This is a genomic window from Sphingomonas sp. 22176, assembly GCF_052045505.1.
In the GTDB taxonomy this organism is placed as follows: Bacteria; Pseudomonadota; Alphaproteobacteria; order Sphingomonadales; family Sphingomonadaceae; genus Sphingomonas.
This window is the reverse complement of the sequence record NZ_JBQEPL010000003.1, coordinates 292,586-312,283: the sequence shown is the minus strand read 5'-3', so window position 1 is coordinate 312,283 and position 19,698 is coordinate 292,586. Positions and strand designations below refer to the sequence as shown.

20 protein-coding genes are annotated in these 19,698 nt (G+C 65.6%); all 20 read right to left on the bottom strand.

What is annotated here, in order from left to right; genetic code table 11:
• Positions 1 to 6: 6 nt before the first annotated feature.
• Positions 7 to 267, bottom strand: coding sequence for a DUF1467 family protein (locus tag ACTJKY_RS13390; RefSeq protein WP_141985617.1), 261 nt, complete (start codon positions 265 to 267; stop codon positions 7 to 9).
• 9 nt (positions 268 to 276) lie between these two features.
• Positions 277 to 1,914, bottom strand: coding sequence for a ribonuclease J (locus ACTJKY_RS13385; protein WP_440846636.1), 1,638 nt, complete (start codon positions 1,912 to 1,914; stop codon positions 277 to 279).
• A complete protein-coding gene (locus tag ACTJKY_RS13380) occupies positions 1,915 to 2,697 on the bottom strand; it encodes a type III pantothenate kinase (RefSeq protein ID WP_440846635.1) in 783 nt (260 codons plus the stop codon).
• A gap of 19 nt (positions 2,698 to 2,716) precedes the next feature.
• Positions 2,717 to 3,412 (bottom strand): biotin--[acetyl-CoA-carboxylase] ligase, encoded by a 696-nt coding sequence (locus ACTJKY_RS13375; RefSeq protein WP_440846634.1) that lies wholly within the window; start codon positions 3,410 to 3,412, stop codon positions 2,717 to 2,719.
• 5 nt (positions 3,413 to 3,417) lie between these two features.
• Complete coding sequence (gene nuoN, locus ACTJKY_RS13370; RefSeq protein ID WP_440846633.1) at positions 3,418 to 4,875, bottom strand: NADH-quinone oxidoreductase subunit NuoN; 1,458 nt, start codon at positions 4,873 to 4,875, stop codon at positions 3,418 to 3,420.
• Positions 4,875 to 6,440 carry an NADH-quinone oxidoreductase subunit M gene (locus tag ACTJKY_RS13365; protein ID WP_440846632.1) on the bottom strand — a complete coding sequence of 522 codons (1,566 nt, stop codon included), beginning with the start codon at positions 6,438 to 6,440 and terminating at the stop codon, positions 4,875 to 4,877. The genes nuoN and ACTJKY_RS13365 overlap by 1 nt, the downstream gene beginning before the upstream one ends.
• 7 nt (positions 6,441 to 6,447) lie before the next feature.
• Entirely contained in the window at positions 6,448 to 8,568 is a 2,121-nt protein-coding gene (gene nuoL / locus ACTJKY_RS13360; protein WP_440846631.1) for an NADH-quinone oxidoreductase subunit L, read from the bottom strand.
• Complete coding sequence (gene nuoK / locus ACTJKY_RS13355; RefSeq protein WP_116469538.1) at positions 8,568 to 8,873, bottom strand: NADH-quinone oxidoreductase subunit NuoK; 306 nt, start codon at positions 8,871 to 8,873, stop codon at positions 8,568 to 8,570. The genes nuoL and nuoK overlap by 1 nt, the downstream gene beginning before the upstream one ends.
• Positions 8,870 to 9,481 carry an NADH-quinone oxidoreductase subunit J gene (locus tag ACTJKY_RS13350; RefSeq protein ID WP_440846630.1) on the bottom strand — a complete coding sequence of 204 codons (612 nt, stop codon included), beginning with the start codon at positions 9,479 to 9,481 and terminating at the stop codon, positions 8,870 to 8,872. The genes nuoK and ACTJKY_RS13350 overlap by 4 nt, the downstream gene beginning before the upstream one ends.
• Before the next feature lie 33 nt (positions 9,482 to 9,514).
• Positions 9,515 to 10,000 carry an NADH-quinone oxidoreductase subunit NuoI gene (gene nuoI / locus ACTJKY_RS13345; RefSeq protein ID WP_066718225.1) on the bottom strand — a complete coding sequence of 162 codons (486 nt, stop codon included), beginning with the start codon at positions 9,998 to 10,000 and terminating at the stop codon, positions 9,515 to 9,517.
• Entirely contained in the window at positions 9,997 to 11,046 is a 1,050-nt protein-coding gene (nuoH, locus tag ACTJKY_RS13340; protein ID WP_440846629.1) for an NADH-quinone oxidoreductase subunit NuoH, read from the bottom strand. The genes nuoI and nuoH overlap by 4 nt, the downstream gene beginning before the upstream one ends.
• Positions 11,043 to 13,061 carry an NADH-quinone oxidoreductase subunit NuoG gene (gene nuoG, locus ACTJKY_RS13335; protein ID WP_440846628.1) on the bottom strand — a complete coding sequence of 673 codons (2,019 nt, stop codon included), beginning with the start codon at positions 13,059 to 13,061 and terminating at the stop codon, positions 11,043 to 11,045. The genes nuoH and nuoG overlap by 4 nt, the downstream gene beginning before the upstream one ends.
• A complete protein-coding gene (gene nuoF / locus ACTJKY_RS13330; RefSeq protein ID WP_440846627.1) occupies positions 13,061 to 14,365 on the bottom strand; it encodes an NADH-quinone oxidoreductase subunit NuoF in 1,305 nt (434 codons plus the stop codon). Before nuoF ends, nuoG begins: the two co-directional genes overlap by 1 nt.
• Before the next feature lies 1 nt (position 14,366).
• Positions 14,367 to 14,534 (bottom strand): hypothetical protein, encoded by a 168-nt coding sequence (locus tag ACTJKY_RS13325; protein ID WP_440846626.1) that lies wholly within the window; start codon positions 14,532 to 14,534, stop codon positions 14,367 to 14,369.
• Positions 14,534 to 15,202 (bottom strand): complex I 24 kDa subunit family protein, encoded by a 669-nt coding sequence (locus ACTJKY_RS13320; RefSeq protein WP_440846625.1) that lies wholly within the window; start codon positions 15,200 to 15,202, stop codon positions 14,534 to 14,536. The genes ACTJKY_RS13325 and ACTJKY_RS13320 overlap by 1 nt, the downstream gene beginning before the upstream one ends.
• Positions 15,202 to 16,431 carry an NADH-quinone oxidoreductase subunit D gene (locus ACTJKY_RS13315; RefSeq protein WP_440846624.1) on the bottom strand — a complete coding sequence of 410 codons (1,230 nt, stop codon included), beginning with the start codon at positions 16,429 to 16,431 and terminating at the stop codon, positions 15,202 to 15,204. Before ACTJKY_RS13315 ends, ACTJKY_RS13320 begins: the two co-directional genes overlap by 1 nt.
• Positions 16,428 to 17,264 (bottom strand): NADH-quinone oxidoreductase subunit C, encoded by an 837-nt coding sequence (locus ACTJKY_RS13310; protein WP_440846623.1) that lies wholly within the window; start codon positions 17,262 to 17,264, stop codon positions 16,428 to 16,430. The genes ACTJKY_RS13315 and ACTJKY_RS13310 overlap by 4 nt, the downstream gene beginning before the upstream one ends.
• Positions 17,261 to 17,800 (bottom strand): NuoB/complex I 20 kDa subunit family protein, encoded by a 540-nt coding sequence (locus tag ACTJKY_RS13305; RefSeq protein WP_064312156.1) that lies wholly within the window; start codon positions 17,798 to 17,800, stop codon positions 17,261 to 17,263. The genes ACTJKY_RS13310 and ACTJKY_RS13305 overlap by 4 nt, the downstream gene beginning before the upstream one ends.
• Positions 17,791 to 18,165 carry an NADH-quinone oxidoreductase subunit A gene (locus ACTJKY_RS13300; protein WP_440846622.1) on the bottom strand — a complete coding sequence of 125 codons (375 nt, stop codon included), beginning with the start codon at positions 18,163 to 18,165 and terminating at the stop codon, positions 17,791 to 17,793. The genes ACTJKY_RS13305 and ACTJKY_RS13300 overlap by 10 nt, the downstream gene beginning before the upstream one ends.
• 129 nt (positions 18,166 to 18,294) lie before the next feature.
• Positions 18,295 to 19,695 (bottom strand): chemotaxis protein CheW, encoded by a 1,401-nt coding sequence (locus ACTJKY_RS13295; RefSeq protein ID WP_440846621.1) that lies wholly within the window; start codon positions 19,693 to 19,695, stop codon positions 18,295 to 18,297.
• Positions 19,696 to 19,698 lie beyond the last annotated feature (3 nt).

The window sequence follows — 19,698 nt, the reverse complement described above, 5'->3', positions numbered from 1 at the left end:
CGGTGGTTACCGCGTCCAGTCGAGCATGTCGGCGGTCACCCAGCCATAGACGTAATTGAGGTAGAAGGCCGCGAACAGCACCGCCGAAAGGATCGTGGTGCGCACCACGATCTTCGTCGGGTTGAAGCTGTGCGGCGCGCTCGGCGCCTGGCCAGGGACGAGCGGTACGCCCGCCTCCTCGCTGGTCCGCACCCCGAAGGGCAGTACGAAGAACACCGACATCGCCCAGAAGAGCGTATAGATCGCGAGCGCCGACTGCCACTTCATGGGGTGAGGTTACGCCTCGATCAGCAGCACGTCCACTACCGGCTTCTTGCCGGTGAAGCGCACCGCGACCCGCCGCACCGCAAGGCGCAGCGATTCGCGCAGCTTGTCGCGATCGCGGCCATCCTTGGCGACCGCCTCGCGCGCCGCCTTGGCCGCCGCCTCGATCAGGTCGTCACGGTCTTCTTCCACCGGCACGCCCTGGATGCGGATCTGCGGCGCACCCACCAGCTTGCCCTTGCGGTCGATCGCCACCGCGACCGACATCTGGCCATAGAGAGCAATGCGGCGGCGCTCGCTCATCGTTGCGCCGTCGGCGGGCAGGATCACGTCGCCGTCGAGGACGAGGCGGCCGACCGGCGCATGACCAATCTTGGCCGGGCCGTTGGGCGCGAGGCGAATGATCTCGCCATTCTGCTGCTTCACTGCCTTGGGCACGCCCTGCGACAGCGCGAAACGGGCCTGTTCGTGCATGTGGCGGATCTCGCCGTGCACCGGCACGATGATCTCCGGCCGGATCCACTTGTACATCTCGGCCAGCTCGGGGCGGCCCGGGTGACCCGAGACGTGGACGAAGGCCTGGCGGTCGGTGATGATGTCGACGCCCTTGTCGGCCAGCGTGTTCATGATCTTGCCGATCGCGATCTCGTTGCCCGGGATCTGGCGCGAGGAGAACACCACCAGGTCGCCCTGATGGAGCTTCAGCACATGGCTGCCCTCGGCGATGCGGTTGAGCGCGGCGCGCGGCTCGCCCTGGCCGCCGGTGGCGACGATCAGCACGCGCGAGGCGGGCAGCGTCATCGCCTTGTCGAAGTCGATCAGTTCGGGGAAGTCACGCAGATAGCCGGTCGCCTTGGCGACGCGGATGATGCGGTCGAGCGAGCGCCCGGCCACGCACAGCTCGCGGCCGGTGTCGCGCGCGACCTCGCCCAGCGTCTGCAGCCGCGCCGCGTTCGACGCGAAGGTGGTGACGAGCACGCGGCCCTTCGCCGCCGCGACGACCTCGTCGAGACCGGTGCGCACATCCGCTTCCGAGCCCGAGGCTTCGGGGTTGAACACGTTGGTCGAGTCGCAGACGAGCGCGAGCACGCCCTTGTCACCGATCGCGGTCAGTTCCTCGGCGGTCGCCGAACCGCCGAGCGACGGCGCTTCGTCCAGCTTCCAGTCGCCGGTGTGGAACACCTTGCCGTACGGCGTCTCGATCAGCACCGCATTGCCCTCGGGGATCGAGTGGGCGAGCGGGGTGTAGGTGATCGTGAACGGGCCGATGTCGAACGGCCCCTCTTCCTTGACCACGTTGAGCTCGACGCGGTCCTCGATGCCTTCCTCGGCGAGCTTGCCGTGGATCAGGCCCGCGGTGAACGGCGTCGCGTAGAGCGGCACGCCGAGATCGGCGGCGAGATAAGGCAGCGCGCCGATATGGTCCTCATGCCCGTGCGTCAGCACGATGCCGAGCAGATCGTCCACCCGGTCCTCGATGAACTGGAGATCGGGCAGGATCACGTCGATGCCGGGATAGCTGGCGTCGCCGAAGGTGATGCCGCAATCGACCATCAGCCACTTGCCGTCGCAGCCATAGAGATTGACGTTCATGCCAATCTCGCCCGAGCCACCAAGGGCGAGGAAGAGCAGTTCGTTTCTTGGAGTCACTTAATTTCCTTGCTGGCTGCGTTCCCACAGCATCGCCAAGCCCTGAATGGTCAGATCGGGCTCGATCGTATCGAAGACAGATGTATGCGTTTCGAAGAGAATCGCCAGCCCACCCGTCGCAATAACCTTGAGCGGCCTGCCCACCTCGGCCTTCAGCCGCGCGACCAGCCCCTCGATCATCGCTACATAACCCCAATAGATGCCGATATGCATCTGATCGACCGTGTTCCGACCGACCACGCTGGCGGTCTCGGGCGCGGAAATGGCGATGCGCGGCAGCTTGGCGGCGGCGGTCACCAAGGCGTCCAGCGAGAGGTTGATGCCCGGCGCGATGATCCCGCCCTTATAGGCGCCGCGATAATCGACCACGTCGAAGGTGGTCGCGGTGCCGAAATCGATGATGATCAGATCGCCGGCATGACGCGCATGGCCGGCAAGCACGTTGAGCGCGCGGTCGGCACCGAGATTCTGCGGCTCGTCCACGTCGAGCGCGAAGCCCCATTCGGCGCTGCCCTTGCCCGCGATCACCGCCTCGGTCTTGAAGTACTTGCTGGCGAGCACCTCGAGATTGTGGAGCGCGCGCGGCACCACCGTGCCGACGATCACCCCACTCACCGCGCTGCGGTCGAAGCCCTCCAGCGCCAGCAATTGGCTGAGCCACACCGCATATTCGTCGGCGGTGCGGCGGGGATCGGTGGCGATGCGCCAGCGGGCGCGGATCTCGCCGCCGTCCACCAGCGCGAACACGACATTGGTATTGCCGGCGTCGATCGCGAGCAGCATCGCCCTTCCCTTTTCCTCGTTACAGCAGGAACACATCGCCCGCGTGAATGGCACGGGTCGTTCCATCGGCCAAGCGCAGGATCAGCGCCCCGCTCGAATCCAACCCGCCGAACAGCCCGTCGAAGCTCGACCCGTCGGCGAGCCGTGCGGTGAGCGCGGTGCCCTCGGGATGCGCCTTGGCGAGCCAGCGCTCGCGGACGGGCCACATGCCCTCACCCCGCCAGCGCTCCAGCCAGCGGCCGAAGCTCTCGGCGAGCACCTCGGCGACAATGTCGGGGGTGACGGTGACGCCCTGCGCGGCCAGGCTGGTCGCGGCGCGGTCGAGCCCCTCGGGTGCCGCGGCCAGGTTGACGCCGATGCCGACCGCGATCGCATCCCCCGCCCGCTCCAGCAGGATCCCGGAGAGCTTGGCGCCGTCGACCAGCAGGTCGTTGGGCCATTTGAGCATCGGCGATACACCGAACGCCCGCACCGCCTCTTCCAGCGCCACGGCCGAGAGCAGCGCCAGCGTCGCCGGCGAGGGATCGGTCGGCCGCACGCGGACCAGCGTGGAAATGTAGAGATTGCCCGCAGGCGAGACCCAGGCGCGCCCCTGCCGGCCCTTGCCGGCGGTCTGGCGTTCGGCCCGGAGCCACAGCCCTTCCCCGGCGCCCGTAAGCGCCAGGGAAAGGATGTCGGCATTGGTCGATCCCGTCTCGGCGACGGTCCGGATCACAGGTGTCAGAACAGCGACTTCGCGGCGACCAGCGACCAGGTGCCGATCGCACCGAACACCAGCCAGCCGATTGGCGAGATCACGACCGCGCTGATCGCGATCAAGCCGCCCTCGACCAGGTTGGTCTTGCCTGCAAACGCCGGCGCCGGCTCGTCGAAGTACATCGTCTTGACGATCTTGAGGTAGTAGAAGGCACCGATCGTCGAGGCCGCGGCACCCACCGTCGCGAATGCGATCAAGCCCGAATGCACCGCCGCCATGAACACGCCCAGCTTGGCGAAGAAGCCGAGCAGCGGAGGGATGCCGGCAAGGCTGAACATGAAGATCGCCAGCGCCGCCGCCAGGCCCGGGCGGGTCCGCGACATGCCCGACAGGCTCGCGATCGTCTCGATCTGCTCGCCATCCTCGCCGCGCATCTGCAGCACCACCAGGAAGCCGCCGATCGTCATCACGACATAGACCGCCATGTAGACGAGCACGCTCGCCACGCCTTCCTCGCCGCCGGCGGCAAGGCCGATCAGCGCGAAGCCGACATTGTTGATCGACGAATAGGCGAGCAGACGCTTGATGTTGGTCTGGCCGATCGCCGCCACCGCACCGAAGATGATCGAGGCGAGCGAGGCGAAGATCACGATCTGGCGCCATTCGAGGATCGCCGGGCCCATCGCATCGACCGCGACGCGGACCGCCATCGCCACCGCCGCCACCTTGGGCGCCGAGGCGAAATAGGCGGTGACCGGGGTCGGTGCGCCTTCGTACACGTCTGGCGTCCACATGTGGAACGGCACGGCCGAGATCTTGAAGGCGAGACCGGCGAACACGAACACCAGGCCGAACAGCAGGCCGGTGTGCTGGCTGCCGCTGGTACCGGCGCTGTAGGCCTCGGCAATGCCGTCGAACAGCGTCGTGCCGGAGAAACCGTAGACCAGGCTGATGCCGTAGAGCAGGATGCCCGAAGCCAGCGCGCCGAGCACGAAATACTTCAGGCCCGCTTCCGCCGAGCGCGTGTCCCGCCGCATGAAGCTGGCGAGGATGTAGGCCGAGAGGCTCTGCAGCTCGAGGCCGACATACAGGGTCAGCAGGTCGCCCGCCGACACCATCATGCCCATGCCCACGGTCGAAAGCAGGATCAGCACCGGATATTCCGGACGCAGATCGTCGCCCGAGGTACGCTCAAAGAACTTGGGCGCGACGAGGATCGACACTGCCGCGGCGACATAGATCACCACCTTGGCGAAGGTAGCGAACGCATCCGCGCGGAACAGACCGCCAAACGCGACGCCACCGGTCGAGGCCGGGCCCGCCAGCGCGATGCCGGCACCGGCGAGCAGCGCCACCGAGGCCCAGCTCACCAGCTTGGTCGATGCCTGGCCGCCAAAGGCAGCGACCAGCATCAGGACGATCGAACCGGCCGCGAGCACCAACTCGGGCAGCGTCATCATTAGTTGCATCGAATAGGACATCAGTGCGCCTCCCCGTGCGCGGAGGCTTCATGGGCGGGGGCCGCCTGCGGCGAACCCGGCGTGGGCTTGGAGTCGCTGATCGACGCGGTGTGCGCGGCGCTGTCGAGGCGCTGCGTCAGCCGGGCGACGTCGGCGTGCATCGGTGCGGTGAAGCTGGTCGGGTACACGCCCATCCACAGCACCACGGCAGCCAGTGCGACGAGCATCGCCACTTCGCGACCGTCGAGGTCCGGCATCGCCTTCACATCGTCCTTGGTCAGGTCGCCCCACACCACCCGACGGAACAGGTAGAGCATGTAGGCGGCGCCGAGGATGATGCCGGTGGTGCCGATCAGCGCGGTCCAGGTCGAGACCTGGTACACGCCGGCGAGGCTGAAGAATTCGCCAACGAAGTTGCTGGTGCCCGGCAGGCCGATCGAGGCCATGGTGAACAGCAGGAACAGCACGGCATAGCGCGGCATGTTGATCGCCAGACCGCCGTACCGGTCGATCTCGCGGGTGTGCAGGCGATCATAGATGATGCCGACGCACAGGAACAGCGCGCCCGAGACCACGCCGTGGCCCAGCATCACCATCATCGCACCGTCGATGCCGTTCGCGTTGAAGGCGAACAGAGCCATGGTGACGATCGCCATGTGCGCGACCGACGAATAGGCGATCAGCTTCTTCATGTCGCTCTGCACGAGCGCGACGAGCGAGGTGTAGACTACCGCGACGCAGGAAAGCGCGAACACCAAGCCCATGAACTGCACCGACGCGACCGGGAACATCGGCAGCGAGAAGCGCAGGAAGCCATAGCCGCCGAGCTTCAGCAGCACGCCCGCCAGGATGACCGACCCTGCGGTCGGCGCCTGGACGTGCGCATCGGGAAGCCAGGTGTGGACCGGCCACATCGGCATCTTCACCGCGAACGAGGCGAAGAAGGCGAGCCACAGCCAGGTCTGCCAGCTGGCCGGGAAATCATAGGCCATCAGGTACGGGATCGAGGTTGTGCCGGTGGTCAGCACCATTGCGATCATCGCGATGAGCATCAGCAGCGAGCCGAGCAGCGTGTACAGGAAGAATTTGTACGACGCGTAGATGCGGTTCACGCCGCCCCAGATGCCGATGATCAGGTACATCGGGATCAGGCCACCTTCGAAGAAGATGTAGAACAGGAACAGGTCCTGCGCGGCGAAGGTGCCGATCATCAGCACTTCGGTCGCGAGGAACGCCGCCATGTATTCCGGCACGCGCTTGGTGACCGAGAGCCAGCTGGCGCCGATGCAGATCGGCATCAGGAACAGCGAGAGCTCGATCAGCAGGAAGGCGAAGCCGTCGATGCCGAGCGCCCAGGAGAACTCGACGCCGCCCATCTTGAACAGCGTGACATGCTCGACGAACTGCCACTGCGGGGCACCGTCGCCATGCTGGAACTGGGTCCAGAGCCAGGCGCCGAGCGCCAGATTGACGAGCGTCGCGAGGAGCGCCGTCCAGCGGGCGCCCCGGGCGCCCACGAACAGGCAGAGCACTGCGGCAGCCGCAGGCACCGCGAGCAGGACGGAAAGGATCGGAAAGCCGGTCATGATTCCATCACCTCGCAATGACCCAGGTGAGCGCGGCCGTGAGCCCGATCAGCATGACGAAGGCATAGGTGTAGAGATACCCCGATTGCAGCTTGACGGCCCCGAAGCTTCCGAACTGCACCAGGCGCGCCGCGCCATTGGGGCCGAACCGGTCGATCGTCTGCTCGTCGCCGCGCTTCCAGAACAGCCGCCCGATGGCGAATGCGGGACGCACGAAGAGCAGATTGTAGAGCTCGTCGAAATACCACTTGTTGAGCAGGAACAGATACAGCGGACGCACCTGCTCGGCGAAGGCCGCCGGGAAGCCCGGCGAAACGATATACGCGAACACCGCGGTGCCCAGGCCCAGCAGCATCGCCACCGTGGCCGAAAGCTTCACCCACACCGGCACTTCATGCATCGCGTGCATCAGGTGCTCGTTGAAGGCCAGCGCGCCGTGCCAATAGGTCTCGCCCGCGGTCGGCTCGATGAACGCACCGTGGAAGACGAAGCCCGCAAGCACTGCGCCGATCGACAGCAGGATCAGCGGGATCAGCATGACCAGCGGGCTCTCATGCGGGTGATAGCCCGCCGTGCCCTCGGCCTCATGCTCGTGCAGCGCATGGGTGCCGTGCGGGGTGTGACCCGCATCTTCCTGCGCCGGCGCATTGGCATGCGCGCTGCCATGGCCGTGCGTGTCGTGCGCATGATCGTCACGACCATGGCCGTGCGCGTCATGCACCGCGTGCTGGATGTGCTCGGAAGCGGCCCAGCGCGGCTTGCCGTGGAAGGTCAGGAACACCACGCGCCACGAGTAGAAGCTCGTCAGCAGCGCGACGACCACGCCGACCCAGAACACGCCGGTGTTGCCCGACGCGAAGGCCGCCTCGATGATCGCGTCCTTCGAGTGGAAGCCGGCGAAGCCGAACGCCACCGGGTTGCCGAACAGCGCGGGGATGCCGACGCCGGTGATCGCAAGCGTGCCCGCCATCATCGCCGTGTAGGTGATCGGGATCTTCTTCCAGAGGCCGCCATAGTAGCGCATGTCCTGCTCGTGGTGCATCGCATGGATCACCGAGCCGGCGCCGAGGAACAGCAGCGCCTTGAAGAAGGCGTGCGTGAACAGGTGGAACATCGCCGCGCCAAACGCGCCGCAACCCGCCGCGAAGAACATATAACCGAGCTGCGAACAGGTCGAATAGGCGATCACGCGCTTGATGTCGGTCTGCGTCGTGCCGACGGTGGCGGCGAAGAAGCAGGTAGCCGCGCCGATCACCATCACGACGTGCATCGCGACTGCGCTCTGCTCGAACAGCGGCGACATGCGGCAGACCATGAACACGCCCGCGGTCACCATGGTCGCGGCGTGGATCAGCGCCGACACCGGGGTCGGGCCTTCCATCGCGTCCGGCAACCAGGTGTGCAGGCCGAGCTGCGCCGACTTGCCCATCGCGCCGACGAACAGCAGCAAGCAGAGCACGGTGATCGTGTCGAAGCGGTGGCCGAGGAAGCCGATCGTCGAACCGGCATGGTTCGGCGCCGCCGCCAGGATCGTCGGGATGTCGACGGTGCCGAACACCAGGAACACGCCGAAGATGCCGAGCATGAAGCCAAGGTCGCCGACGCGGTTGACCACGAAGGCCTTGATCGCGGCGGCATTGGCGCTGGGCTTGCGGAACCAGAAGCCGATCAGGAGGTACGACGCGAGACCCACGCCTTCCCAGCCGAAGAACATCTGCACCAGGTTGTTCGCGGTCACGAGCATCAGCATCGCGAAGGTGAACAGCGAGAGATAGGCGAAGAAGCGCGGCTGATCCGGCTCTTCGCTCATATAGCCCCAGCTATAGAGGTGGACGAGCGCCGAGACGCTGGTGACCACCACGAGCATCACTGCGGTCAGCGCGTCGACGCGCAGTTCCCAGGCGAAGCTCATCGTGCCCGAGGTCATCCAGTGCAGCACCGGCGTAACCGTCGGGGCGGCCGAGCCGCTGAGGTACGAGAGGAAGATCGGCCAGGAAAGGCCGCACGCCACGAACAGCGAGCCCGTGGTGAGGATCTTGGGCAGCGCGGCGCCGAACGATTTGTTCACGAGCCCCGCAACGGCTGCCGCGAGGAGCGGCAGGAATACGATGATCAGAATGGACGACATCAGCCCTTCATCCGATTGACGTCGTCGACCGAAATCGTGCCGCGACCGCGGAAATAGATGACCAGGATGGCAAGGCCGATCGCGGCCTCACCGGCGGCGACGGTCAGCACGAACATCGCGAACACCTGGCCCACCAGGTCGTGCAGGAACGACGAGAAGGCGACGAAATTGAGGTTCACGCTGAGCAGGATGAGCTCGATCGCCATCAGGATGACGATCAGGTTCTTCCGGTTCATGAAGATGCCGAGCACCCCCATGGTGAACAGGATGGCCGAGACGACCAGATAATGGGTGAGCGTGATCACAGATCCATCCCCTGCCCGACTGCCGGGTTCATGTTGCGGGTGGCATCCTTGGCGCGGCGGGCATTCTGGCGCGCAATGTTCTGCGGCCGCACGTCGCTGCGCTTGCGGTAGGTCAGCACGATCGCACCGATCATCGCGACGAGCAGCACCAGGCCGGCGCCTTCGAACACGAACAGATAGCGCGTGTAGAGCAGCGCACCGATCGCCTCGATGTTCGGCACACCGTCCGCCACTGGGGCGACGCGGCGGCCGAGCGCCAGCGCGCCGGCGCTCCAGGCGCCCACCGCGACGATGATCTCGGCGACCAGCGCCAGCGCCAGCAGCGCTCCGACGGCGGCATATTTCATCACGCCCGCGCGGAGCTCGGTGAAGTCGATGTCGAGCATCATCACGACGAACAGGAAGAGCACCGCGACCGCGCCGACATAGACGATCACCAGCAGCATGGCGATGAATTCGGCGCCCACGAGCACCATCAGGCCCGCGGCGTTGAAGAACGCCAGGATGAGCCACAGGACGGAATGTACCGGGTTACGCGACAGGATCGTGCATGCGCCGGAGACGCACACGATGATCGCGAACAGGTAAAAGGCGAGAAGCTGGATCACGGAATCGGATGGCCCCTTTGAATGGTGCGGCGCTTAACGGTACGGCGCGTCGGCGGCAAGGTTCGCCGCGATGGCGCGTTCCCAGCGATCGCCGTTCGCGAGCAGCTTATCCTTCTGATAAATCAGCTCTTCCCGCGTTTCGGTAGAAAATTCGAAATTCGGCCCCTCGACGATCGCATCGACCGGGCACGCTTCCTGGCACAGGCCGCAATAGATGCACTTGGTCATGTCGATGTCGTAGCGCGTCGTGCGGCGGCTGCCGTCGTCGCGCGGTTCGGCCTCGATCGTGATCGCCAGCGCCGGGCACACCGCCTCGCACAGCTTGCACGCGATGCAGCGCTCTTCCCCATTGGGATAGCGGCGCAGCGCATGCTCGCCGCGGAAGCGGGGCGAGAGCGGGTTCTTCTCGTACGGATAGTTGATAGTCGCCTTGGGCTTGAAGAAATACTTCAAGGTCAGGGCATGCGCCTTCACGAACTCCCACAGAGTCCAGGTGCGAATGAAACTACCGACGCTCATGCGGGCACTCCAACCCGGGTCAGCATGAGATACCCGGAAACGAGGAAGACGAAGAGAAGCGACAGCGGCAGGAAGATCTTCCAGCCCAGGCGCATCAGCTGATCGTAGCGATAGCGCGGGACGGTGGCCTTCACCCAGCTGAAGCAGAAGAAGAAGAACAGCATCTTGGCGAAGAGCCAGAGAATGCCCGGCACGGCATAGAGCGGCGCCCAGTCGAACGGCGGGAGATAGCCGCCCCAGAACAGCGTCGCGTTGAGCGCGCACATCAGGATGACGTTGGCATACTCACCGAGCCAGTAGAGCGCGAAGGCCATCGACGAATATTCGGTCTGATAGCCCGCGACCAGCTCCGACTCCGCTTCGGTCAAGTCGAACGGCGCGCGCTGCGTCTCGGCAAGCGACGAGATGAAGAACACGATCGCCATCGGGAAGAGCAGCGGATTGACGAAGTTGCCGTTGACGAAGCCGTAATAGCCCTTCTGCATCTCGACGATCGCGCCGAGATTGAACGAGCCGGCCCAGAGCACGACCGAAATCAGCACGAAGCCGATCGAGACTTCGTAGCTCACCATCTGCGCGGCCGCGCGGATCGCCGAGTAGAACGGGTACTTCGAGTTGGACGACCAGCCGGCGAGGATGATGCCGTACACGCCCAGCGACGAGGCCGCGAGCACGTAGAGCAGGCCGACATTGATGTTCGACAGCGCGACACCCGCCTGGAACGGCACCACCGCCCACACGATCAGCGCGACCGTGAAGGTGATGATCGGCGCGAGCAGGAACAGGCCCTTGTTCGCGCCCGACGGCACGATGGTTTCCTGCAGGAACACCTTCAGGCCGTCGGCGAAGGACTGCATCAGGCCGAGCGGGCCGACGACATTCGGGCCGCGGCGCAGCGCCATCGCCGCCCAGATCTTGCGATCGGCATAGATGATCATGGCGACACCCAGCATCACCGGCAGCGCGATGACGAGGATGTCGATGACCGTGGCGACGGTCCAGGCCAGCTCGAAGGGCAGGCCGAGATAGGTGAACCAGGAGGTCATTCTGCGGCCTCTGCGAAGTCTTCGCCATGGAGCAGTTCGGCCGAGCAGCGCTGCATCGTCGGCGACGCACGGCAGATGGCGTTGGTGAGATAGAAGTCGGCGACCGGATAAGTCACCGGACCCGAAGCCTGGCTGGCAAGCGACGGCGGGTTCCACGCGAACTCGGCGAGACCTTCCTGGCCGAGCGCCGGAACCTCGCTCGCCATCGCGGCGCGCAGTTCGTCGAAGCTGTCGAACGGCAGCGTGCGGCCGAGCTTTTCGGAAAGCGCGCGCAGGATCGTCCAATCCTCGCGCGCTTCGCCCGGTGCGAACACCGCGCGATCGGCGCGCTGCACGCGGCCTTCCAGGTTCACATAGGTGCCCGGCTTCTCGGCATAGGTGGCGCCCGGCAGGATCACATCCGCATGATGCGCGCCCTGGTCGCCATGATGGCCGATATAGACCTTGAAGCTGCCGGCGAACTTGGAAAAGTCCACCTCGTCGGCGCCCAGGAAGAAGGCGAGCTTCGGCGATGCCGCGACGATGTCGGCAATGCCGCCCTTCTGCGCATAGCCGAGCATCAGGCCGGCCATCCGCGCCGCCGCGGTGTGGACAACGTTGAAGCCGTTCCATGCCGCCTCGGTCTCGGTCGCGGCGCGCTGGAACGCACCCGCGATCGCGAGCGCGCCGCCATGGCCGTTCTTCAGAGCACCCGGGCCGAGGATCAGCGCCGGCTTCTTGGCATTGTCGATCGCCTGGGCGAGGTTTTCCGGCAGGCTGTTGAGCAGCCCCAGATCGTCACCCAGCCACTCGACCTTGTAGGTCAGGTCCACCTGCGGTCCGATCGCGAACACCTTGGCGCCGCGCTTGATTGCCTTTCGCACGCGGGTGTTCACCAGCGGCGCTTCCCAGCGCAGGTTGGTGCCGACCAGCAGGATCGCATCGGCGTCTTCGAGCGCCGCGATGGTGGTGTTGAACGCCACTGCCGAGAGGCTCGACGTGTCATAGGCCATGCCGGTCTGGCGGCCTTCGAGCAGGTCCGAACCGAACGCCTTCACCAGCGCCTTGGCGGCATACATGGTCTCGGCATCGAGCAGGTCGCCGGCGATCGCCGCGACGCTAGAACCGGCAGTCGCTGCCACGCCCGCGATCGCGTCGAACGCTTCTTCCCACGTCGCCGGGACCAGCTTGCCGTCCTTGCGGACGAACGGGCGGTCGAGACGGCGGCGGACCAGCGCGTCGACATGGTAGCGGGTCTTGTCGTGCGCCCACTCCTCGTTCACGTCCTCGTTGATGCGCGGCAGGACGCGCATCACCTGACGGCCGCGGCTGTCGAGGCGGATGTTGGTGCCGACCGCGTCCATGACGTCGATCGACAGGTTCCGCTTGAGCTCCCAGGGGCGATATTCGAACGCGACCGGCTTGTGGGTCAGCGCGCCGACCGGGCACAGGTCCGCGACATTGCCCGAAAGCTCGCTCTTGAACGCCTTTTCGAGATAGGTCGTGATCTGCATGTTCTCGCCGCGATAGATCGCGCCGATATCCTCCACCCCGGCCACTTCCTCGCCGAAGCGGACGCAACGGGTGCACTGGATGCAGCGGGTCATCACCGTCTTGATGATGGGGCCCATATATTTCTCGGTGACCGCGCGCTTGTTTTCCTCATAGCGCGACTGGCCGCGACCATAGGCGACCGACTGGTCCTGCAGGTCGCACTCGCCGCCCTGATCGCAGATCGGGCAATCGAGCGGGTGGTTGATCAGCAGGAATTCCATCACGCCTTCGCGCGCGGCCTTCACCATCGGGCTGTCGGTGCGGACTTCCTGATTGTCGGCGGCCGGCAGCGCGCACGAAGCCTGCGGCTTGGGCGGTCCGGGCTTCACCTCGACCAGGCACATGCGGCAATTGCCGGCGATGCTCAGCCGTTCATGATAGCAGAAACGCGGAATCTCCTTGCCCGCAGCCTCGCAGGCCTGGAGCACGGTGGCGCCCTGCGGCACCTCGACTTCGATTCCGTCAACCTTGAGCTTGGGCATTACTCTGCCGCCTCTTGCATGGTTTCGAGGCCGCCCGAACGGCGCTCGTTGATACGGCGCTCCATTTCCGGGCGGAAATGCTTGATCAGGCCCTGGATCGGCCAGGCGGCCGCGTCGCCCAGGGCGCAGATGGTGTGGCCTTCGACCTGCTTGGTCACCTGCTGCAGCGTGTCGATCTCGCTAATGTCGGCGTCGCCGGTGCGCATCCGCTCCATCACGCGCCACATCCAGCCGGTGCCTTCGCGGCACGGCGTGCACTGGCCGCAGCTCTCATGCTTGTAGAAATAGCTGATGCGGCTGATCGCACGAACGATGTCGGTCGACTTGTCCATCACGATGACCGCTGCGGTGCCGAGGCCCGAGCCGACCGCCTTGAGGCCGTCGAAATCCATCGCGCAGTCCATGATCTGGGCTGCCGGCACCAGCGGCACCGACGAGCCGCCCGGGATCACCGCGAGCAGATTGTCCCACCCGCCGCGGATGCCGCCGCAATGCTTCTCGATCAGTTCGCGGAACGAGATCGACATGGCCTCTTCGACCACGCACGGATTGTTCACATGGCCCGAAATCTGGAAGAGCTTGGTGCCCTTGTTGTTCTCGTTGCCGAAGCTGGCGAACCATTCGGGGCTGCGACGCAGGATGGTCGGGGCGACCGCGATCGACTCGACGTTGTTGACCGTGGTCGGGCAACCATAGAGGCCGGCACCCGCCGGGAACGGCGGCTTGAGGCGCGGCTGGCCCTTCTTGCCTTCCAGGCTCTCGATCATCGCGGTCTCTTCGCCGCAGATATACGCGCCGGCGCCGCGATGGACGAAGACGTCGAAGTCATAGCCCGAACCGCAGGCATTCTTGCCCACCAGCCCGGCGGCATAGGCCTCGGCGACCGCTGCGAACAGCGTCTCGGCCTCGCGGATATATTCGCCGCGGATGTAGATATACGCCGCACGCGCGCGCATCGCGAAGCCCGCGACCAGCGCGCCTTCGATCAGCAGATGCGGATCGTGGCGGATGATCTCGCGGTCCTTGCACGAACCCGGTTCGGACTCGTCGGCGTTGATGACGAGGAAGCTCGGACGCTCGGGCGTCGGGTTCTTCGGCATGAAGCTCCACTTCATGCCCGTCGGGAAGCCGGCACCGCCACGCCCGCGCAGGCCCGAGGCCTTGATGCGGTCGATGATGGTATCCTGGCCCAGCTCCAGCAGCGCCTTGGTGTTATCCCACGCCCCACGCGCCCGCGCGGCATCGAGATGCCACGACTGGTAGCCGTAGAGATTGGTGAAGATGCGGTCCTTGTCCTGAAGCACCTTAGCGTCCCTTCCCGACCAGCTTCTGTACGAACAGATAGAAGACTACGGCCAGACCGATCAGGACGAGCGTCCCGATCAAGTGAAATGCAATCTTGAGCACCCAGCCGAGCACGACGATGGCGCCGATGATGGCCAGGATGGTGACGATGAGGCTGTTGCCCCGCATCACCATTCACCCCGATAGTCATGGTTCTCGCCCACCATCGCGGTGAGCGTCGTCGGTCCGCCGAGCGGCTCGACGGTGTGACGGCCCGGCTCCTGCGTGCCGGTCTTGGGGCTCTCGCCCTTGGCCAGCGCGTCGAGGATCGCGAGCGTGCGATCATAGTCGAGATCTTCGAAATTGTCGTCGTTGATCTGCACCATTGGCGCCGACGCGCAATTGCCCATGCACTCTACCTCGGTGAGCGTGAACAGCCCGTCCGCGGTAGTGTGGCCCTTCTTCAGCCCGCGCGACTTGCACGCGGCCATCACGTCGTCCGACCCGCGCAGCATGCACGGCGTCGTGCCGCAGACCTGCACATGGTAGCGGCCGACCGGCACCAGGTTGAACATGGTGTAGAAGGTGGCGACCTCGAACACGCGGATATACGGCATGTCGAGCTGGCGGGCGACGAACTCGATCACCGGAACCGGCAGCCAGCCCTGGGTGTTCGTCTCGGCACCCACCTGGCGCTGCGCCAGATCGAGGAACGGGATGGTGCACGACATCTGGCGGCCCGCCGGATAGCGGGACATGATCTCGCGCGCCTTCTCGGCATTGGCCGGCGTCCAGGCGAAAGCGCCCCAGCGCGCGCGCACTTCGGCTTCGTCGGGGAGTTGAGGAGCGTCAGCCATCAGCGGTCACATTCACCGAAAACGATATCCATGGCGCCCAGGATGGCGGTGATGTCCGCCAGCATGTGCCCCTTGGACATGAAGTCCATCGCCTGCAGGTGGCTGAACGCGGTCGGGCGCACCTTGCAGCGATAGGGTTTGTTGGTGCCGTCCGACACCAGATACACGCCGAACTCGCCCTTGGGGCTTTCGGTCGCGACATACACTTCGCCCGCCGGCACGTGATAGCCTTCGGTGAAGAGCTTGAAGTGATGGATCAGCGCTTCCATCGACTGCTTCATCTCGCCGCGCTTCGGCGCACCGACCTTGCGGTCGAGCGTCAGGACCGGGCCTTCCGGCATGTCCTGGATGCACTGCTTGATGATGCGGGCCGACTGGTAGACTTCCTCGACGCGGACCATGAAGCGATCATAGCAATCGCCGCGGGTGCCGACCGGGATCTCGAAGTCGACGCGATCGTACACGTCATAGGGCTGCGAACGGCGGATGTCCCACGGAATGCCGGCGGCGCGGATCATCGGGCCGGAGAAGCCCCACTTGATCGCGTCCTCGCGGCTCACCGTCGCGATGTCGACGTTGCGCTGCTTGAAGATGCGGTTCTCGGCGACCAGGCTGATCGCGTCGCCGAACAGCCGCGGCAGGCGCGTGTCGAGCCATTCCGCGATGTCGTTGAGCAGCTTGACCGGCACGTCCTGGCGAACCCCGCCGACGCGGTAATAGTTCGAGTGCATGCGCGCACCCGAAGCCCGCTCGAAGAAGTTCAGGCAGTCCTCGCGGACCTCGAACATCCACAGGTTCGGCGTCATCGCGCCGACGTCCATGACGTGCGAACCGAGGTTCAGCATGTGATTGCAGATGCGGGTCAGCTCGGCGAACAGCACGCGCAGATACTGGCCACGCAGCGGCACCTCAAGATCGAGCAGCTTCTCGACCGCGAGCACATAGCTGTGCTCCATCGCCAGCGGCGAGCAGTAATCAAAGCGATCGAAGTACGGCAGCGCCTGGGTATAGGTCTTGTACTCGATCAGCTTCTCGGTGCCGCGGTGGAGCAGGCCGACATGCGGATCGATGCGCTCGATGATCTCGCCGTCCAGCTCGGTGACGAGACGGAGCACGCCGTGCGCCGCGGGATGCTGCGGGCCGAAGTTGATCGTGTAGTTCGCGATCGAGGTATCGCCCGTGGCCGGGTCGATATCGCGTTCCATGATCTTGTCGACGGTATCGCTCATTTGTTATGCCCTTCGCCCTTGGTCGGGACGACGTCCGGATCCTTGGGCTTCTCGCCGGGCTGGTTGCCCGGGTGCGGCTGACCGGCGCCGGTCTGGGCCGGGCTTTCCGTGGTCTTGGTGTCCTTGCCCTGCGCCGGCTCGCTCTTCGCGGCAGCGGCGTCGGCCTTGGCCACCTCGCCTGCCTTGGCCGGCGTGGGTGCACCCTTTGCCTCGGGCTGCGGCGCCTTCTCGTCGCCCGGAAGCACGTACTTGGCGCCTTCCCACGGGCTCATGAAGTCGAAATTGCGGAAGTCCTGGGCCAGGCTGACCGGCTCATAGACCACGCGCTTTGCCTCTTCCGAGTAGCGCACTTCGACATACCCGGTCATCGGGAAGTCCTTGCGCAGCGGATGGCCCTGGAACCCGTAATCGGTCAGGATGCGACGGAGGTCGTCATTGCCCGAGAACAGCACGCCGTACATGTCGTACGTCTCGCGCTCGAGCCAGCCGGCGACCGGCCAGATGTCGGTCACGCTCGGCACCGGCTTTTCCTCGTCGGTGGTGACGCGGACGCGGATACGGTGGTTCCGGGTGAACGACAGCAGCTGGTAGACGACGTCGAAGCGCTCGGCGCGCTGCGGATAGTCGACACCGGCGATCTCGCTGAGCTGCTGGTATTCCAGCCCCGGCGTGTCGCGCAGCGCGATCATCGCGTCGCACAGCTTCTCGCGGACTACGGTGAGCGACACCTCGCCCACGGCATCCTTCGCCTCGACCAGCATGTCGCCGAGCGCGGCCTTGGCCGCCTCGATCACGCCGTCGTTTGCGGCATAGCGGGGAGCCGGCGCCCTCACCGGTCCAGGCTCCCGATGCGGCGGATCTTCCGCTGCAGCTGCATCACGCCGTAGAGCAGCGCCTCGGCGGTCGGCGGGCAGCCGGGGACGTAGATGTCCACGGGCACCACGCGATCGCAGCCGCGCACGACGCTGTAGCTATAGTGGTAGTAGCCGCCGCCATTGGCGCAGCTGCCCATCGAAATCACGTATTTCGGTTCCGACATCTGGTCATAGACCCGGCGCAGCGCCGGGGCCATCTTGTTGCACAACGTGCCCGCGACGATCATCACGTCCGACTGACGCGGGGAAGCGCGCGGCGCGGCGCCGAAACGCTCCATGTCGTAGCGCGGCATGTTGACGTGAATCATCTCCACCGCGCAGCACGCCAGACCGAAGGTCATCCACCACAGCGAGCCGGTACGGGCCCACTGGAACAGCTCCTCGGTGGAGGTGACCAGGAAACCCTTGTCCGAAATCTCGGCATTGATGTCGTTGAGGAAGCCGACGTCCGGGAGCGTACCGGCCGGAGGCGCCGACGAAAGCTCTACTCCCATTCCAGGGCTCCCTTCTTCCACGCGTAAACAAGGCCGAGCGCCAGCTCGGCGACAAAGATCATCATCGAGAACCAGGCGGTCCAGCCCAGTTTGAACACGCTCACCGCCCAGGGGTAGAGGAACGCGGCTTCGAGATCGAACACGATGAACAGGATCGCGACGAGGTAGAAGCGCACGTCGAACTGGCTGCGCGAATCCTCGAAGGCGGGGAAGCCGCACTCATATTCGGTGAGCTTTTCCGGCGACGGCTTGTTCGTGCCGGTGAGGCGCGAAACCGCCATCGGCAGGAACACGAACGTGCCCGAGAGCAACAGGGCGATCCCGAGGAATATCAGGATCGGCAGATATTGTGACAGGTCGACCAATGGCCTTCTCTTCTCGCGACTGCGGAATCTTGAGCGGCTTCTAGGACCATGATCCCGGTGCGGCAAGGCCTGGAACCGCTGAGAATCATTCGCAATTGTTAAGCCCGGCTGAACGCGTCCGGCGGGGCTTCAGCCAAGCGTATGAATTCGGATGGAATGCGCGGTTCCATCGATCGTTGCGGGCACGAAACGCGCGCCCGGGCTTCCCCCAGGGACAGGGAGCGCGGGGGCGTTGAGGATCGTCGCCAGCCGCTGGGCAAGGAAGCCGCGAGCCCCCTGCCCCTCCTGGTGGCGGGCGATGATCAGCAGCTTCGCGTCTTCGGGCTGCAAGCTTGGTTCGACGCCATAGACCGAGATCGGCGCACCGCGGTGATCGGTGAGCCCGCACAGCCCCGAATAGTCCTCGACTCGCGAGGAAAGCCCGCGAAACGGTACCACCTCGCGGATCGCATCGAGGGGCGTGGCGAGCAGGCGCGCGCCGGTATCGAAGATCAGGAAGGCGCTGTTGGATGCAGCACCTTCGCGAGCGATGCTGGCCGTTCTGCCGTCTGCCTGTGCCGGCGCACGGCACAGGGCCGCCATTGCCTTGATCGCCGGATCGGCGCGGACAGCCTCGCTGTCGAGCACGAGGTTCTGACCCCCGGCCGGGTCGGTCGCGATGCCCGCGAACAACGCGCTCCTTTCGGCAAGCCCTTCCGGGACCGGGCCGAACTTTTCGTCCGGAATACGGGCGACACTGCGCACGCTTTCGACATGCCACCCGACCAGTTTGTCCGGCGCGATGCGCAGCAGGATCACCGGACCGGGCGATTCTTCCGGAGTCGCACCATCGAGTCCCAGCGTCGCGAGCTGGTCGAAGACGCGGACCTCGCGGCCGAGATATATCACGTTGCGCGCCCAGCCGGGCGCCGGAACGGCGCAGCGGCGCAGGCTGACCGCCGGCGCGGTGCTTTCCACCAGATGGCTGTCGATCGCGATATCGACTCCAGCCACGGTGACGAGCACGAAGGGCCGCGCGCGGGAGAGGGCAGCGCTGTCCCCTTCGCGCGCATGGCAGCGCACCAGCGGCAGCCCGGGCATCGCGAACAGCGCCTCGGGATCGAGAATGCCGACGAGATGCTCCTCGCGGACGAAGGCGCGATCGACCAGCCGCGCCGCCCCGCCCGAGTCGACCAGTTCGCGCACCGCCGACACCGGGATCCGGTACAGGCCGGAGACGGTATCGATCCGGAGGCCGAGCAGCACGTCGTCCTTGCGCAGCACCACGATCGTCCCGCCCGTGCCGGTCCGCTCGCCAAAGCCGAGCAGCACGGTGACGTCGACCACCGGGATCACGTCGCCGCGCACCCCGATCGAGCCGATCAGCGCCGGATGGCTGCCGAAACACGGCCCCATCGCCGCCGCACAGGGCACGACTTCGCGTACCCAGTCGACCGGTATGGCCAGTTCGATCCCGCATAGCCGGAGCAGGCCGACATCGATATGGCGCCGCCCCGCCTCGCCGACCGGTGCGGTGAGCTCGATCCCCATCGC